Annotated in this window: 1 protein-coding gene; it reads left to right on the top strand. The window is 63.5% G+C overall.

The window, feature by feature from the left end:
• A partial coding sequence (locus RVY79_RS19415) for an SIP domain-containing protein (RefSeq protein ID WP_317466207.1) occupies positions 1-277 on the top strand: 277 nt, incomplete at both ends.

Raw genomic sequence — 277 nt, 5'->3', positions numbered from 1 at the left:
CCCGCCATCGGCCGCCGCCTCGAAGAACTACGACCAGGCGTGCCGGTTGCAAGCTTCGTCATTGGCGAAGCGCAGCAGATCACAACGAAGACCGATTGGTCGCCGCAATGGATCGCCCGCGACGGAATGAGCGACGATGCGACGCTATTGAAGGCGGCGCTGGAAAATTTCGCCTTCCCGCATGGCGAGGGCTTCGTCTGGATTGCAGCCGGAGCCCAGGTCGCTCGCCATTTGCGCGGCTACGTCACGGGCACGCGCGGTCACAACAAGTCGTGGA

Origin of the sequence: Chromohalobacter sp. HP20-39 (assembly GCF_033052815.1) — a bacterium.
In the GTDB taxonomy this organism is placed as follows: Bacteria; Pseudomonadota; Gammaproteobacteria; order Pseudomonadales; family Halomonadaceae; genus Chromohalobacter.
This window is presented reverse-complemented; position numbering and strand designations above follow the sequence as displayed.